The 13292-nt window shown below is 68.6% G+C and carries 15 protein-coding genes; 10 read left to right on the top strand and 5 right to left on the bottom strand.

The window, feature by feature from the left end:
* Positions 1-2 precede the first annotated feature (2 nt).
* Together AAID08_RS22340 and AAID08_RS22335 are read left to right on the top strand one after the other, a co-directional pair.
* Positions 3-1202, top strand: coding sequence for an alpha-D-ribose 1-methylphosphonate 5-triphosphate diphosphatase (locus tag AAID08_RS22340; RefSeq protein ID WP_395756901.1), 1200 nt, complete (start codon positions 3-5; stop codon positions 1200-1202).
* A gap of 118 nt (positions 1203-1320) precedes the next feature.
* Positions 1321-1755 carry a hypothetical protein gene (locus AAID08_RS22335; RefSeq protein ID WP_049075499.1) on the top strand — a complete coding sequence of 145 codons (435 nt, stop codon included), beginning with the start codon at positions 1321-1323 and terminating at the stop codon, positions 1753-1755.
* A 111-nt stretch (positions 1756-1866) separates the two neighbouring features.
* Here AAID08_RS22335 and AAID08_RS22330 read toward each other — a convergent pair whose 3' ends face one another.
* The gene (locus AAID08_RS22330; protein ID WP_054501043.1) at positions 1867-3174 is read right to left on the bottom strand and encodes a dicarboxylate/amino acid:cation symporter; all 1308 of its coding nucleotides are present in this window, start codon (positions 3172-3174) and stop codon (positions 1867-1869) included.
* 301 nt (positions 3175-3475) lie between these two features.
* Between AAID08_RS22330 and AAID08_RS22325 the strand changes: the two genes are divergently transcribed.
* The gene (locus AAID08_RS22325) at positions 3476-4375 is read left to right on the top strand and encodes an SMP-30/gluconolactonase/LRE family protein (RefSeq protein ID WP_054501044.1); all 900 of its coding nucleotides are present in this window, start codon (positions 3476-3478) and stop codon (positions 4373-4375) included.
* Between the two features lie 200 nt (positions 4376-4575).
* A complete protein-coding gene (gene fba / locus AAID08_RS22320) occupies positions 4576-5640 on the top strand; it encodes a class II fructose-bisphosphate aldolase (RefSeq protein WP_049075489.1) in 1065 nt (354 codons plus the stop codon).
* A 90-nt stretch (positions 5641-5730) separates the two neighbouring features.
* Here fba and AAID08_RS22315 read toward each other — a convergent pair whose 3' ends face one another.
* Complete coding sequence (locus tag AAID08_RS22315) at positions 5731-6186, bottom strand: GFA family protein (RefSeq protein ID WP_054501045.1); 456 nt, start codon at positions 6184-6186, stop codon at positions 5731-5733.
* Between the two features lie 172 nt (positions 6187-6358).
* Here AAID08_RS22315 and AAID08_RS22310 point away from each other — a divergent pair, with 172 nt between their 5' ends.
* The 6 genes from AAID08_RS22310 (at position 6359) to AAID08_RS22285 (ending at position 11072) form a co-directional block, all read left to right on the top strand.
* Positions 6359-7240, top strand: coding sequence for a phosphoribosylaminoimidazolesuccinocarboxamide synthase (locus tag AAID08_RS22310; RefSeq protein ID WP_049075485.1), 882 nt, complete (start codon positions 6359-6361; stop codon positions 7238-7240).
* A 247-nt stretch (positions 7241-7487) separates the two neighbouring features.
* Complete coding sequence (locus AAID08_RS22305; protein WP_006390808.1) at positions 7488-7646, top strand: DUF5993 family protein; 159 nt, start codon at positions 7488-7490, stop codon at positions 7644-7646.
* A 10-nt stretch (positions 7647-7656) separates the two neighbouring features.
* The gene (locus AAID08_RS22300) at positions 7657-8229 is read left to right on the top strand and encodes a disulfide bond formation protein B (protein ID WP_054501046.1); all 573 of its coding nucleotides are present in this window, start codon (positions 7657-7659) and stop codon (positions 8227-8229) included.
* 74 nt (positions 8230-8303) lie between these two features.
* The gene (gene purE, locus AAID08_RS22295) at positions 8304-8825 is read left to right on the top strand and encodes a 5-(carboxyamino)imidazole ribonucleotide mutase (protein ID WP_175167526.1); all 522 of its coding nucleotides are present in this window, start codon (positions 8304-8306) and stop codon (positions 8823-8825) included.
* A gap of 5 nt (positions 8826-8830) precedes the next feature.
* Positions 8831-10021 (top strand): 5-(carboxyamino)imidazole ribonucleotide synthase, encoded by a 1191-nt coding sequence (locus AAID08_RS22290; protein ID WP_054501048.1) that lies wholly within the window; start codon positions 8831-8833, stop codon positions 10019-10021.
* A 4-nt stretch (positions 10022-10025) separates the two neighbouring features.
* On the top strand, positions 10026-11072 hold the full coding sequence (locus AAID08_RS22285; RefSeq protein WP_175167528.1) for an L-threonylcarbamoyladenylate synthase: 1047 nt from the start codon (positions 10026-10028) through the stop codon (positions 11070-11072).
* Between the two features lie 12 nt (positions 11073-11084).
* Here AAID08_RS22285 and AAID08_RS22280 read toward each other — a convergent pair whose 3' ends face one another.
* Genes AAID08_RS22280 through AAID08_RS22270 form a run of 3 tightly spaced genes read right to left on the bottom strand, consistent with a single transcriptional unit; the run spans position 11085 to position 13244 of the window.
* Positions 11085-11912 (bottom strand): IclR family transcriptional regulator C-terminal domain-containing protein, encoded by an 828-nt coding sequence (locus tag AAID08_RS22280; RefSeq protein WP_054501050.1) that lies wholly within the window; start codon positions 11910-11912, stop codon positions 11085-11087.
* On the bottom strand, positions 11912-12553 hold the full coding sequence (locus AAID08_RS22275; RefSeq protein WP_054517278.1) for a 3-oxoacid CoA-transferase subunit B: 642 nt from the start codon (positions 12551-12553) through the stop codon (positions 11912-11914). Before AAID08_RS22275 ends, AAID08_RS22280 begins: the two co-directional genes overlap by 1 nt.
* A 10-nt stretch (positions 12554-12563) precedes the next feature.
* Positions 12564-13244, bottom strand: coding sequence for a 3-oxoacid CoA-transferase subunit A (locus tag AAID08_RS22270; RefSeq protein WP_054501052.1), 681 nt, complete (start codon positions 13242-13244; stop codon positions 12564-12566).
* Between the last annotated feature and the right edge of the window lie 48 nt (positions 13245-13292).

Genomic DNA, 13292 nt, shown 5'->3' with positions numbered 1-13292 from the left:
GCATGACCCGTACCTACTTGACCCACGCCCGCGTCGTGCTGCCGGACCGCGTGCTGCAAGACGGCGCCGTCATGATCGAGGACGGCGTCATCGCCGCCATCGCGCCTGACGGCGCCCGCGGCGCGCACGAGATCGACCTGCGTGGCCTGACGCTGGTGCCGGGCCTGGTCGACCTGCATTGCGACGCCATCGAAAAGGAAGCCGAGCCGCGCTCGAAGGTGCTATTCCCGCTGGACTTCGCGGTGGCCCAGGTGGACCGACGCAATGCCGCGGCCGGCATCACCACGCCCTACCACGCGCTGTCGTTCGCCAACAGCGACCTGGGCGTGCGCAACAACGAGACCGCCGCCCAGGTGGTGCGCGGCGTGCGCGCCTTCCGCCAGCACAGCCTGGTCGACAACCGCGTGCATTGCCGCTACGAAATCACCGACGCGACCTCGGTGCCGGTGCTGCGGCAGTTGATGGACGAGGGCGCGGTGGACCTGCTGTCGGTGATGGACCACTCGCCCGGCCAGGGCCAGTTCAAGACGCTGGAGTCGTACCTGCAGTACATGATCGGCAACCATTCCATGAGCCGCGAGCAGGCCGAAGCGGCCGCGCACGCCAAGGCCCGCGCCCAGGACGGCGCGGTGCAGCGGGTCGAGACCCTGCTGGCGCATGCGCGCGTCCTGGGCATCCCGACCGCCAGCCATGACGACGATTCGATCCATCGCATCGCCACCATGCGCAACCTGGGCGTGGCGATGAGCGAATTCCCGATCACCCTGGACACCGCCCGCGCCGCCGTCTCCTGCGGCCTGCCCACCATCCTGGGCGCGCCCAACGTGCTGCGCGGCAAGAGCCAGAGCGGGTCGATGCGCGCCATCGACGCGATCCGCGCCGGCGTGGCGAGCTGCCTGTGCTCGGACTACCAGCCCTCGACCCTGATCGCCGCGGCCTTCGCGGTCGCGGCGCAGACCGAGCTGACGCTGTCGCAGGCGATCGCGCTGGTGACGGCCAATCCGGCCGACGCCTGCGGCCTGCGCGATCGGGGCCGTATCGCGGTCGGCCAGCGCGCCGACCTGGTGGCGGTGGCGCAGGTCGGCGCGCTGCCGCTGATCAGCCATACCTGGAGCGCCGGCCTCCTGGTGTTCTCGACGCACTACGCGCCGGCTCGCGTGCCGGCGCCGGTGGCCGAGGCCAACGGCCTGGTGGCTGCCTGAGCAAACCGCCGAAGCTTGTCGATGGACAAGCGGCGGACACGCGCATCTGGTTAAATGGGTGGACGAGGACGCCGCCAACGAGCGGGCGGCCTGTCTGCCTTATTTTCCGGAGCACGCAATGGCACGATTCAACTTCACCCAGGACCCCGAAGAACCCGATCTCTGGGCCGCGGAAAACGTGCCCGTGGGCGAGGGCCGCCCGCCGATCCACGTCATGGTCCAGACCGACGGCGAAGAGCCGGATGGCGCGGCTTCCAAGGTGGTCAAGGCCATCATCGGCAATCTCGACGAGCAGATCCTGGCCGCGGCGGACTTTCTGCTGGACAACTACTCGTACGAGCACTACAAGAAGCTCGGCATCGAGGACGACCAACTGCTGCGCGAGGAAACCGCCGAAGCCATGGCCGAGAAGGCCGTGCTGCGCGCGCTGTGGCTGTTCGACGAAGACGGCGATGGTTACGAGCTGTGGTTCACGCTGCCGTGGGACCCGGTCCATACCTACGACGTCGAATTCGAGGACGGCGCGCCGGTGTCGTGCTCGGTCAACGATTGAGTTGGCGCGGCGGTCCCTGGCGGGCTGCCGGCCGATCCATGAGAAACGGGCCCCGCGGTGGATGCGCGGGGCCCGTTTTTCATGGGGCGTGAAGGTATTGGCGCGTTCCGTTCAGGCCTCGCGCGAGGCCGTCCGCACCGGCGTCGAGTCCGTGTCCGTGGCAGGGCTGGACGGGGCGCCGGCCGCCAGGTCCTCTTCCTTGCCTTCCATCTTGGCGATGACGGCTGTGGCCAGGCTGTTGCCGACCACGTTGGTGGCGGTGCGGCCCATGTCGAAGAACTGGTCGATGCCCATGATCAGCAGCAGGCCGGCCTCGGGCAGGTGGAACATCGGCAGCGTCGCCGCCACCACCACCAGCGAGGCGCGCGCCACGCCGGCCATGCCCTTGCTGGTGACCATCAGCACCAGCAGCAGCGTCAACTGCTGCGAGAAGCTCATCTCGATGTTGTAGGCCTGCGCGATGAACAGCACCGCGAACGACTGGTACATCATCGAGCCGTCCAGGTTGAACGAGTAGCCCAGCGGCAGCACGAAGCCCGAGATGCGCTTGGACACGCCGAAACGCTCCAGCGCCTCGATGGTCTTGGGGTAGGCCGATTCGCTGCTGGCGGTCGAGAAGGCCAGCAGGGTCGGTTCCTTGATCAGGCCGCCCAGGCGGAAGGTGGACTTGCCCAGGAACAGGTAGCCGACGCCGAACAGGATGGCCCACAGCAGCGCCAGGCCCAGGTAGAACTCGCCGATCAGCTTGCCGTAGCTGACCAGCACGCCCAGGCCCTCGGTGGTGATGGCGGCGGCCATGGCGGCGAACACGCCCAGCGGCGCAAAGCGCATCACGTAGTCGGTGACGCGGAACATGATCTTGGCCAGCTCGTCGATCATGGTGTAGATCGTGTTGTGGCCCTTGCCGCGGATGAACGACAGCGCCGCGCCGAAGAACAGCGAGAACACCAGGATCTGCAGGATCTCGTTGTTGGCCATGGCTTCGGCGATGCTCTTGGGGAACACGTGCGCGATGAAGGCCTTGAGGGTGAAGTCGCCGGTCTTCAGGCCGGCGCTGGCGGCCGCGTCGGGCAGCGCCAGGTTCAGGTGGGCGCCGGGCTGGAAGATGTTGACCAGCGCCAGGCCCAGCAGCAGCGAGATGGCCGAGGCCGCGATGAACCAGAACATGGCGCGCAGGCCGATGCGGCCGACGGCGCTGGCGTCGCTCATGCTGGCCAGGCCGGACACCAGGGTGGCGAATACCAGGGGCGCGATGATCATCTTGATCATGCGCAGGAAGATGTCGGTGATGAGGCTGAAGTACGAGGCGATGTCCTTGGCCTCTTGCGCGTTCTGCGCGTACTTGTTGCAGAAATAGCCCACCACGACGCCCAGCACCATGGCAATGCCGATGTAACGCGTCAGCTTCTTAGTATTCATCTTCAAAAACGGAAAACAGGGACCTGGTCGGTTGGCCGGATAGGCCTTACCCGCCGGCATGGGGCGGGGCGAAACGGTCCAATGAAGGATATGCCGGAGGGGACCCGGAGTGGCGCGGGTTAACCCTTGGGGCGCGATGTTAACGCCGCCAACCTGACAGTTAGTTGTCAGGTTGGGGACGGGTCATACCTGACTGCCAGGGCGGCCGGAGCATGACAAAATGGTCCGGTCTGGCCGCCTGTGCGCCGCCGGGCGACACAAAAAAGGGTCACACAGGCCCCCCCTTATAGGAGACAGAGCTATGCCGAAACGCGAATTGTCCGTGCTGGTGTCGGGGTATACGTTCCTGGAGGGCCTGCGCTGGCACGACGGGCGCCTGTGGGCCTCCGATTTCTATACGGGCAAGGTGATCGCCGTCGACCTGCTGGGGCGGGCGGAGGTGATCTGCCGGGTGCTGGAGCAGCCCTCCGGCCTGGGCTGGCTGCCCGACGGGCGGCTGCTGATCTCCTCCATGAAGGACCGCAGGCTGCTGCGGCGCGAGCGGGATGGCCGACTGGTGCCGCACGCGGACCTGTCGGCATTGACCGGCGGCCCCATCAACGACCTGGTGGTCGACGCCCAGGGCCGCGCCTATGTGGGTAACTTCGGTTTCGACCTGATGGCCGGCGAGCCCTTTGCCACCACCACCCTGGTGCGGGTGGACCCGGACGGGGTGGCCCAGGTGGTGGCGGATGGGCTGTGGTTTCCCAATGGTTCGTTCATCACCCCCGACGGCAAGACCCTGATCGTCAACGAGACCTTCGGCAACCGGATCTCGGAATTCGACATCCTGCCTGACGGCGCCCTGGGGCCTCGGCGCGACTGGGCCCATTTCGGCGCGCTGCCGGATTCCGATGACCTGTCGGTGCTGATCGCGGCCTCGGCCATCGGCCCGGACGGCGGCGCGCTGGACGCCGAGGGCGCGCTGTGGGTGGCCGACGCCATCGGCAAGCGCATCGTGCGGATGGCCCGCGGCGGCCGGATCCTGGAACAGATCGATACTGGCGACCTGGGCATCTTCGCCGCGGCCCTGGGCGGGCCGGACGGCAAGACGCTGTTCATGGCGGCGGCGCCCGATTTCATCGAGGCCAACCGCCGCGCCAAACCAGAGGGGCGGATTCTGGTGGCCGAGGTGGACGTGCCGCACGCGGGACGGCCCTGAGCGGGGCTGCCCGGCCGCGTCCCGGGCCGATCCTGGCCGGACGGCGGACGCGGTTCGCGCGCGGCTCCGGCGGCCGGTTTAGTCCTGGTGGATAGGGATACCGGCCGTTTCAAGACCTTTCTTCGAATCCCCCGTAAAATCCCACCATCCCGCTCGATTTCAACCATCTTTCAATCGACAGTACCTAAGGAGGACCACACATGGCCCTAGTCTCCATGCGCCAGTTGCTCGACCACGCCGCCGAGCACGGCTACGGCATTCCGGCATTCAACGTCAATAACCTGGAACAGGTCCAGGCCATCATGGAAGCCGCGGCGGAGACCGACAGCCCGGTGATCATGCAGGCCTCGGCCGGCGCCCGCAAGTACGCCGGCGAAGGCTTCCTGAAGCACCTGATCCAGGCCGCCGTGGAGTCCTACCCGCACATCCCCGTGGTCATGCACCAGGACCACGGCCAGTCGCCGAAGGTCTGCCAGGGCGCCATCGACCTGGGCTTCTCCAGCGTCATGATGGACGGCTCGCTCAAGGAAGACGGCAAGACCATCGCCGACTACGACTACAACGTCGAAGTCACCAAGAAGGTGGTGGACGTGGCCCACAAGCTGGGCGTGACGGTCGAAGGCGAACTGGGCTGCCTGGGCTCGCTCGAAACCATGGAAGGCGACAAGGAAGACGGCCACGGCGCCGACGGCAAGCTGACCATGGACCAACTGCTGACCGATCCGGAGCAGGCCGCCGACTTCGTGCGCCGCACCCAGCTCGACGCCCTGGCCATCGCCATCGGCACCAGCCACGGCGCCTACAAGTTCACGCGCAAGCCCACCGGCGACATCCTGTCGATCGCCCGCATCAAGGAAATCCACGCCCGCCTGCCCAACACCCACCTGGTGATGCACGGCAGCTCCAGCGTGCCGCAGGAACTGCTGGCCGAGATCCGTGAATTCGGCGGCAACATGAAGGAAACCTACGGCGTGCCGGTCGAGGAAATCCAGGAAGCCATCAAGTACGGCGTGCGCAAGATCAATATCGACACCGATATCCGTCTGGCCATGACCGGCGCCATCCGCCGCTTCTTCGCCGAGAATCCCGAGAAGTTCGACCCGCGCGAATACCTGAAGCCGGCCCGCGCCGCCGCCAAGGCGATCTGTGTGGCTCGCTACACCGAGTTCGGCACCGCCGGCAACGCCAGCAAGATCAAGGCCCTGCCGCTGACCGAGATCGCCGCCCAGTACGCCTCGGGCAAGCTGGCCCAGGTGGTGCAGTAAGCCGCCGGCCGCCTTCCCTGCAGGGAAGGCGGGCAGCAAAAAGGCGGGCCCGCGAGGGTCCGCCTTTTTTTCGTGCCTGTCGCGCGCGCCTCAGGCGGGCGGGGCGTTGCGGGGGAAGTTCGGCACGGTCCGGTCCACATGGTGCCAGGACGGCGCCGAATCGGTCCACATGCTGACGCGGGTGTGGAAGGCCTCGGGATCGTCCAGGGATCCGGCCCGCACCACTTCGTAGCCCATGCCCTCCGAGCCGCCGAACAGCGGCGTGCCACAGTCCGCACAGAAGCTGCGCATCACGGTATGGCCGGAATCGCCCTGGTAACGGTGTTCGCGCGCCTGGCCGCGCAGCAGGGTGACCGAGCCGGCCGGCAGGATCAGCGCGTGGGCCGGCGCGCCGCCGCTGGAATACTGGCAATCGCGGCAATGACAGGTGGCCGCCATGATGGGTTCGTCGGTTACCGCGTAGCGCACCGCCCCGCATTGGCAGCCGCCGGTCAGGTGGACCTGCGCGTCGGCGTGGGGCGGGCGTTTCTGGGTTGCATCCTGCATACGACTGTGTCTCCTCCAGGTGAAAAGGGGGCGCCGTGACGCGGTGCGCGGCCGGCGCATTTTTTGGCATCCGGCCAGACTAACCCGCGGCCCGACGCGCGGCAAGACGGGGCTATTTGCAGTAACCTATGCGCTTTGCGCGACCCCCATTTTTGCCATAGGCCATTTTTCCGTGACTTCTGCTTTGCATCAATCCAGCATCAAGTCCTTGCCGCTGCTGGGCCGCGGTAAGGTCCGCGACATGTACGCGGTGGGCGACGACAAGTTGCTGATCGTCGCATCGGACCGCATCTCGGCGTTCGACGTCATCCTCGACGATCCCATCCCCGGCAAGGGGCAGGTGCTGACCGAACTGACCGAGTTCTGGCTGCAGAAGCTGGCCCACATCCTGCCGAACCACTCCACCGGCATCAAGCCCGAAGACGTGGTGGCGCCCGATGAAGTCGACCAGGTGCGCGGCCGCGCCGTGGTGGTCAAGCGCCTCAAGCCGATCCTGGTGGAAGCGGTGGCCCGCGGCTACCTGATCGGTTCCGGCTGGAAGGACTACCAGGCCACCGGCGCCGTCTGCGGCATCAAGCTGCCCGCCGGCCTGCAGCAGGCCAGCCAACTGCCCGAGCCGATCTTCACGCCGGCCGCCAAGGCCGAGTTCGGCATGCACGACGAAAACGTCGATTTTGCCCACGTGGTCAAGGAAGTCGGCCAGGAAATGGCCGAGCGCATCCGCGACGTCACGCTCAAGCTGTATGCCGAGGCGGCCAAATTCGCCGCCACCAAGGGCATCATCATCGCCGACACCAAGTTCGAGTTCGGCCTGGACGACGACGGCACGCTGTACCTGATGGACGAAGTGCTGACGCCGGATTCCTCGCGCTTCTGGCCGGCCGACGGTTACCGCGTGGGCATCAGCCCGCCTTCCTTCGACAAGCAGTTCGTGCGCGACTGGCTCGAGACCCAGACCTGGGACAAGACCCCGCCCGCGCCGCGCCTGCCGCAGGACGTGCTGGAAAAGACCGCCGCCAAGTACCGCGAAGCGCTCGACCGCCTGGTCGCCTGACGCGCGCGCCGCGCCCCGAGAGCCGCCCGTGAACCGGGCGGTTTTTTTTGTCCGCGTCGGCCGGACGGTCAGGGAAATCCCTGCTTTTCCGTAAAAATTATTGCGTATTGTTACGCTATACTCGCCGGCAACCTGCATCCGGAGGCCGGCGGCGTGCTCGCGCGGCCTCCTTTCCGCCAACTTGCCGGACGCGGCCCGCAGCCGCCGCCTGGGCGCATCGCCCACCGGACGAAGAAAGGAGCTGCGCATGATCATGATGTTGCCTTTCCTGACCGGATTGGTCGCCGTGTGGTTCGGTCTGCTGGGCAAGCGCCGTCCCTGCGTCGCCTTCTGGCTGATCACCCTGGGCGTGTTCGCCGCCTGGTGCCAGTTCCACATGACCAGCCCGCTGGCGCTGTCGCTGTAGGCCCGCCGACATGATCTTTTCCCGCAATCCCGCGCGCGGCTCGCGCGTGCTCAATGCCCTGGCCCTGCTGGGCGTGACGACGATCCTGGGACTGGCCTTCGCCTGGCAATTCGCCTACGACGAGCCGCCTTGCCCGCTCTGCCTGCTGCAACGCGTGGCCTTCATGCTGGCCGGGGTGGGGTTGCTGCTGAACCTGCGGCTGGGCCCGTCACCCATGCACTACGCCATGACGATTGCCGCCTCGCTCGGCGGCATGGTGGCGGCGGGCCGCCAGGTGCTGCTGCACATCGCGCCGGGCGACCCGGGCTATGGCACGCCGTTCCTGGGCCTGCACTTCTACACCTGGGCTTTTATCGCCTTCAGCGTCCTGATCGTGTTCTGCGTGCTGATGCTGTCGGTGGATCGCAAATGGGGCGACAACATGCTCAAGCGGCCGGTGTCGGCGCTGGGCGTAATCATCATGGCCCTGTTTTTCATCATGGTGCTCGCCAACCTGGGCAGCACCACGCTGCAATGCGGTTTCGGGCCCTGCCCGGACAATCCCACCGGCTATCTCTGGCTGGGTTCGGGCAATACGCCCTAGGGGTGGCGCCGGCGCCGGGTAAAATACCGGGTTTCGCGGCACGGCCGCGGCCTTTCAACGACTCGACACCGGTTATGACAGCCAAGACTTTCGCAGCGGCGCAGGCCACCCCCGTGGTGGGCGTGATTATGGGTTCCTCCAGCGATTGGGAGGTCATGAAGCACGCCGTCACCATGCTCGAAGACTTCGGCGTGCCGTACGAGGCGCGCGTGATTTCCGCGCACCGCATGCCGCAGGACATGGCCGAGTACGGCGCCGCCGCGTTTGATCGCGGCCTGCGCGGCATCATCGCCGGCGCCGGCGGCGCGGCCCACCTGCCGGGCATGATGGCGGCCCTGACCGAAGTGCCGGTGTTCGGCGTGCCGGTGCCGTCCAAGTACCTGCGCGGCGAGGATTCGCTGCTGTCCATCGTGCAGATGCCCAAGGGCGTGCCGGTGGCCACCTTCGCCATCGGCGAGGCCGGCGCCGCCAACGCCGCGCTGCACCTGATCGCCACGCTGGCGGGCACCGACGCCGGCCTGCACAAGAAGCTGGTGGCATTCCGCGCGCGCCAGACGCAGGCCGCGCGCGACATGAAGGTTCCGCCCGAGGCCTGATCCCCATGACGCAATCGACTGCTTTCACCATTGCCCCGGGCGGCTGGCTCGGCCTGCTGGGCGGCGGCCAACTGGGCCGCATGTTCTGTCACGCGGCGCAAAGCCTGGGCTACAAGGTCGCGGTGCTGGACCCGGCCGCCGAATGCCCGGCGGGCATGGTGGCGGACCTGCACATCCAGGCCGCCTATGACGACGAAGACGGCCTCGCGCGCCTGGCGCAGACCTGTCAGGCCGTCACCACCGAATTCGAGAACGTGCCGGCCGACAGCCTGCGCGCGCTGGCGACCCGCTGTCGCGTCAGCCCGGCCGCCGACGCGGTCGCCATCGTGCAGGACCGCATCGCCGAGAAGGCCTTCATCGCCAGCCAGGGCATCCCGGTCGCGCCGCACGCCGCCATCCGCAGCGAGGCCGACCTGCGCGCCGCGCCCGACAGCCTGTTCCCCGGCATCCTCAAGGTCGCGCGCCTGGGTTACGACGGCAAGGGCCAGGCCCGCATCGATTCGCGCGAGGCCGCGCTGGCCGCGTTCGCCGAGTTCGGCGGCGTGGCCTGCGTGCTGGAAGCGCTGATGCCGCTGGACTACGAAATCTCGGTCGTGCTCGCGCGCGGTTTCGACGGTTCCAGCGTGGTGTTCCCGGTGGCGCGCAATGTGCACCGCGACGGCATCCTGGCCGTGTCGACGGCGGCGCCGGTCAAGCTCGACGCCGCCCACGCCGAACGCCAGGCGCAGGCCACCGCGGCCGCGCAGGCCATCGCGCAGGGCCTGGGCTACCACGGCGTGCTGTGCGTGGAATTCTTCGTGCTCCGGGACGGCAGCCTGATCGTCAACGAGATCGCGCCGCGTCCGCACAACAGCGGCCACTACACCATGGACGCCTGCCTCACCAGCCAGTTCGAGCAGCAGGCGCGCGCCATGGCCGGCCTGCCGCTGGGCGGCACCGACCTGCTGGCGCCCGCCGTGATGCTGAACCTGCTGGGCGACATCTGGTATCCGTCGGCCTCCGGCGACGCGCAGCGCGAGCCCGACTGGGCCGCCGCGCTGGCGGTGCCCACGGCCAAGCTGCACCTGTACGGCAAGCGCGAGGCGCGCCGCGGGCGCAAGATGGGCCACGTTACCATCGTCGCGCCGACGCTGCAGCAGGCCCAGGCCGACGCGGCGCGTGTCGCCGCCGCGCTGGGCATGCAGGCGCCCGAGTAACGCCATGTCCGCTTCGCCCGACTCCGCCAGCGCCGCGGACATCGCCGACGCCGCCCGGCGCCTGCTGGCCGGCGAGCTGGTCGCGTTCCCGACCGAGACCGTCTACGGCCTGGGCGCGGACGCCGAGAACCCGCAGGCCGTGGGCAGGATCTACGCCGCCAAGGGCCGGCCGTCGAACCACCCGGTAATCGTGCACATCGCGCCGCAGGGCGACCTGTCGTACTGGGCGGCAGAGGTGCCGCCCGAGGCGCGTCTGCTGATCGACGCCTTCTGGCCCGGTCCGCTGACGCTGATCCTCAAGCGCGCGCCGCACATCGCCGACACCGTCAGCGGCGGCCAGGACAGCATCGGCATCCGCTGCCCCTCGCATCCGGTGGCGCAGGCGCTGCTGGCGGCGTTCGCGGCCGGCAAGCCGAACGGGCAGGGCGGCGTGGCCGCGCCGTCGGCCAACAAGTTCGGCCAGGTATCTCCCACCCGCGCCGACCACGTGCGCCACGAATTTCCCGACGAGGTCGCGGCCGGCATGCCGGTGCTGGAAGGCGGCGCCGCCGAGGTCGGCATCGAATCGACCATCCTGGACCTGTCGCGGCTGGACCGCGGCGCCGGCCCGGTGCTGCTGCGCCCCGGCCATATCAGCGCCGCGCAGATCGAGGCCGTGCTGGGCGTGCAGGTGTTCGCGCCAGACGCCGCCGCGCCGCGCGCCTCGGGCACGCTCAAGGCGCACTATGCGCCGCGCACGGCGTTGGAACTGGCGTCCGACGCGCGCCTGCAAGCCGCGCTGCAAGGCCGCGGCCTGCCGCCGGGCAAGGTCGTGGTGGTGGCGTACACGCCGCCGCCGGCGGCCGTCGATGCGCGCATCCAGTGGCAACAGGTGCCGGCCGATCCGGCGCGCTACGCCCAGGCGTTGTACGCGTTGTTGCGCGACCTGGACGGCCAGGGCTTCGCGCGCATCATCGTGCAGGCGCCGCCGGACAGCGAGGCGTGGCACGCGGTCAACGACCGCATCGGCCGCGCCGCCGCCGCGTTCACGCTCGACACCACCGACCTGTAGGGGGGCGGCCCTTCAGGCCGCCAGGAATTCCCCGATCCTGGCCACCGCCTGGCGCATCGGCGCCAGGAATTCTCCCGTCAATCGCTCCAGCGGCACCCGCGCCGCCTTGACGCTGACGTTGACGGCGCCGCAGGCCTTGCCGCTGGCCGAGCGCACCGGCACCGAGATGGCGCGCACATTCAATTCGAGTTCCTGGTCGACCACCGCGTAGTCCTGCTCGCGGATGCGCGCCAGCTCGGCCCGCAGCCGCGCTTCGGTGGTGATGGTGAACTCGGTGTAGGGTTGCAGTTCGATGGCGGCGAAGTAGCGCGCCAGCGCCGGCTCGGACAACTGCGCCAGCAGCACGCGGCCGATCGAGGTGCAATAGGCCGGCAGCCGGCTGCCCAGCCCCATCGAGGTGGCCAGCAGCCGGTTCACTTCCGAGCGCGCCAGGTAGAGCATTTCGTGCCCTTCCATGATGGCCAGCGCGCAGGTCTCGTTGACGCTGGCGCTCAGTTCTTCCAGCACCGGTTGCGCCAGCGAGACGAACGGCGTGGACGAGAAGTAGGCGTAGCCCAGCCCCAGGATGCGCGGCGTCAGGATGTACTGGCGGCCATGCTGTTCGGCGATGCCCAGCAGGATCAGCGTGTGCAGGCAGCGCTGCACCACCGCGCGCGGCAGGCCGGCGCGGCGCGCCAGTTCGGCCGCGGTCTGCGGATGGCGGCGGGTGCCGAAGGCGCGGATCACGTGCAGGCCGCGCGCCAGCGTCAGCATGTAGTCGGGATCACCGCGCAACTGATCGGGGTGATCCTCGGGAGCGAGAGGCGCGGCGTAGCCGGGCGGGGGAAGGTTGGGCAGCATCAGCCTGCGCGCAGCGGCGCGCCGGTGCGCGCCTGCAGCGCTGTCAATGTCATGCCGTCGATCATATCCCGGACCCACAAGCCGTCGGGCGTCACGTCGATCACGGCCAGGTCGGTGTAGATGCGGTCGACCACGCCGGCGCCGGTCAGCGGATAGGCGCAGCGCTCGACGATCTTGGGCGAGCCGTCCTTGCTGTTGTGCTCCATCAGGATGTAGACGCGGCGCGCGCCCACCGCCAGGTCCATGGCGCCGCCCACGGCCGGCGCCTCGCCGGGCTTGTTGAGCGACCAGTTGGCCAGGTCGCCGTTGGCCGCGACCTGCATGCCGCCCATGACGCAGATGTCCAGGTGGCCGCCGCGCATCATGGCGAAGGAGTCGGCGTGGTGGAAATAGGCGCCGCCTTCGAGCAGTGTCACCGGCTGCTTGCCGGCGTTGATCAGGTCCAGGTCGATGTCGTCCTCGGCCGGCGGCGGGCCCATGCCGAGAATGCCGTTTTCACTGTGCAGCACGATCTCGCGGCCGGCGGGCAGGTGCGCGGCCACCAGCACCGGCATGCCGATGCCCAGGTTGACGTAGCTGCCGTCGGGAATGTCCTGGGCCAGGCGCCGCGCCATGGCTTCGCGGGTCAGGGGAGTGGGCATGGGGAATCCTTCAACTGGAGAACGCGGAGTGCGCCACCTGGGTGACGCGCTTGACGAAGATGCCTGGCGTCACCACGGCCTCGGGCGACAGCTCGCCCAACGCCACCTTGGCGCGCACCTGCACGATGGTGGTTTTCGCGGCCATGCACATGATGGGGCCGAAGTTGCGGGCGCTCTTGCGGTAGGTGAGATTGCCCCAGCGGTCGGCCAGATCGGCCTTGACCAGGGCGAAGTCGCCGTGCAGCGGCGTCTCGAATACATGGCCGCGGCCGTCGATGATGCGGGTCTCCTTGCCGGCGGCCAGTTCGGTGCCATAGGCCGTGGGGGTGAAGAAGCCGCCCAGGCCGGCGCCGGCGGCGCGCAGCCGTTCGGCGATGGTGCCCTGCGGCACGCATTCCAGCTCGATGGCGCCGCGCCGGTACAGGTCGTCGAAGACCCACGAATGCGAGGCCTTGGGAAACGAGCAGATCACCTTGCGCACGCGGCCGGCCTTGATCAGCGCGGCCAGGCCGGTCTCGTGGTTGCCGGCGTTGTTGCTGACCACGGTGAGCTCGCGCGCGCCCTGCTCGATCAGGGCGTGCAGCAGTTCGGTGGGCATGCCGGCGCCGCCGAAGCCGCTGACCAGCACGGTGGCGCCGTCGTGGATGTCGGCCACGGCGGCGGCGGGGGTGTCGATGAACTTGTCGATCATGGTTGCCTTCGTATCAGGCGGGGCGCGGGTTGCCGGCGCGCCCCGCGG

This window comes from Achromobacter sp. EB05, from assembly GCF_044232075.1.
Classification (GTDB): Bacteria; Pseudomonadota; Gammaproteobacteria; order Burkholderiales; family Burkholderiaceae_B; genus Achromobacter; species Achromobacter dolens.
This window is presented reverse-complemented; position numbering and strand designations above follow the sequence as displayed.

Coding starts and splice junctions, on each gene's coding strand:
- fba (WP_049075489.1), top strand. CDS start 4,576: ATGGCCCTAGTCTCCATGCGCCAGTTGCTCGACCACGCCGCCGAGCAC.
- AAID08_RS22300 (WP_054501046.1), top strand. CDS start 7,657: ATGATCTTTTCCCGCAATCCCGCGCGCGGCTCGCGCGTGCTCAATGCC.
- AAID08_RS22315 (WP_054501045.1), bottom strand. CDS start 6,186: ATGCAGGATGCAACCCAGAAACGCCCGCCCCACGCCGACGCGCAGGTC.
- AAID08_RS22340 (WP_395756901.1), top strand. CDS start 3: ATGACCCGTACCTACTTGACCCACGCCCGCGTCGTGCTGCCGGACCGC.
- AAID08_RS22270 (WP_054501052.1), bottom strand. CDS start 13,244: ATGATCGACAAGTTCATCGACACCCCCGCCGCCGCCGTGGCCGACATC.
- AAID08_RS22290 (WP_054501048.1), top strand. CDS start 8,831: ATGACGCAATCGACTGCTTTCACCATTGCCCCGGGCGGCTGGCTCGGC.
- AAID08_RS22275 (WP_054517278.1), bottom strand. CDS start 12,553: ATGCCCACTCCCCTGACCCGCGAAGCCATGGCGCGGCGCCTGGCCCAG.
- AAID08_RS22305 (WP_006390808.1), top strand. CDS start 7,488: ATGATCATGATGTTGCCTTTCCTGACCGGATTGGTCGCCGTGTGGTTC.
- AAID08_RS22330 (WP_054501043.1), bottom strand. CDS start 3,174: ATGAATACTAAGAAGCTGACGCGTTACATCGGCATTGCCATGGTGCTG.
- AAID08_RS22325 (WP_054501044.1), top strand. CDS start 3,476: ATGCCGAAACGCGAATTGTCCGTGCTGGTGTCGGGGTATACGTTCCTG.
- AAID08_RS22280 (WP_054501050.1), bottom strand. CDS start 11,912: ATGCTGCCCAACCTTCCCCCGCCCGGCTACGCCGCGCCTCTCGCTCCC.
- purE (WP_175167526.1), top strand. CDS start 8,304: ATGACAGCCAAGACTTTCGCAGCGGCGCAGGCCACCCCCGTGGTGGGC.
- AAID08_RS22335 (WP_049075499.1), top strand. CDS start 1,321: ATGGCACGATTCAACTTCACCCAGGACCCCGAAGAACCCGATCTCTGG.
- AAID08_RS22285 (WP_175167528.1), top strand. CDS start 10,026: ATGTCCGCTTCGCCCGACTCCGCCAGCGCCGCGGACATCGCCGACGCC.